Origin of the sequence: Nonomuraea sp. NPDC049784 (assembly GCF_040659615.1) — a bacterium.
Taxonomy (GTDB): Bacteria; Actinomycetota; Actinomycetes; order Streptosporangiales; family Streptosporangiaceae; genus Nonomuraea.
Window position 1 is genome coordinate 1 of record NZ_JBFAMX010001316.1, and the last position, 1,058, is coordinate 1,058.

The following is a 1,058-nucleotide window of genomic DNA, read 5'->3' on the forward strand; positions in this document are numbered from 1 at the left end:
CCCGGAAAGCCATGGCCGCCGCCTCGTACGGACAGCGAAAGCCCTGCGCCGGCGGCGAATCTGACCCCGTCGGCCCCGGTCTCGGCCACCAGCTCCTCGTACTGGTGCACCCGCCCCCGCAGCTCCTCGATCTGGTGGTGGGCCACGTACGCCCGCTCGGCGTCGGACACGTTGGACGCGTACCGTTCCAGTGCCTCCACGCGGGCCAGCACAGCCTCCTCGCTGCTGTCGAGCGCCCGCGCGAGGGGCTCGGCCACGGCCTCCACCTCGGGCGTGACCCCCTTCGACACGGTCTCCCTGTGCTTGGCGCGCAGGGCGGAGAGCTTGGCCAGCAGGCGGGCGATCTCCCACTCCTGCGCGGGCAGCATCACGGAGTTGCGGACGTCGTCGAGCAGACCCTCGGCGTTGACCCGGGACTCGGTGACGGTGGCGATGGCGCGCTGGGCGCGGCCCAGCAGGCGGCCGGAGGACTCGTCGAGGTCGTCGATGAGCACGTAGCGCCCCTCGTACCAGCGCAGCTGCTCGTAGACCTCGCGCTCGTACTCCTCCTCCTCGTCCCCCGGCAGGTCGCCGCGGACGAACAGGGCGACCATCAGGGGGATGCCGAGCAGCACGAGCATCAGTCCGAGGCCCCGGCCCACTAATCCGAAGCCGGCCAGCACCCCGAAGAACACCACCGTTCCGAAGGCCGACACCATGCGGTAATGCGTGCCCGATATGGCCCGCTTCGACTCGGGAGCCCAGCCCTGGCGCATCTTGATCAGCACCCGGCGGCTCTCCCTGAGCAGCTGGGCGTCATCCGGCGGCACCTCGGGGTCTACTACCACATCCGCCACGAATCCGGATCCTAAGGGAAGTCACCCCCTCAGGTGGCGAAAAGCTTCATGCGCGGAGCTGACGCTCTCGCGTAGCGCCTGCTCCAGGCGGTCGGCGTCGTCGGATAATCTGCTCAGCTCGGGCACGGCCGACCCGTCGGCGCCCGACTCGGCGAGGAGCTCCTCGTAGCGGGGCAGCTTGGCGCTGAGGCGCTCGATCTGGTGCCGGGCGCGATAGGCGCG

Annotated in this window: 1 protein-coding gene and 1 pseudogene; both read right to left on the reverse strand. The window is 70.4% G+C overall.

Features of this window, described 5'->3' with window-relative positions; translation table 11 throughout:
- The coding region (locus AB0J09_RS65700) for a hypothetical protein (RefSeq protein ID WP_360714741.1) at positions 1-836 on the reverse strand (836 nt) is incomplete at its 3' end.
- 21 nt (positions 837-857) lie between these two features.
- Positions 858-1,058 (reverse strand): annotated as a pseudogene (locus AB0J09_RS65705) (hypothetical protein); the annotation flags it as partial.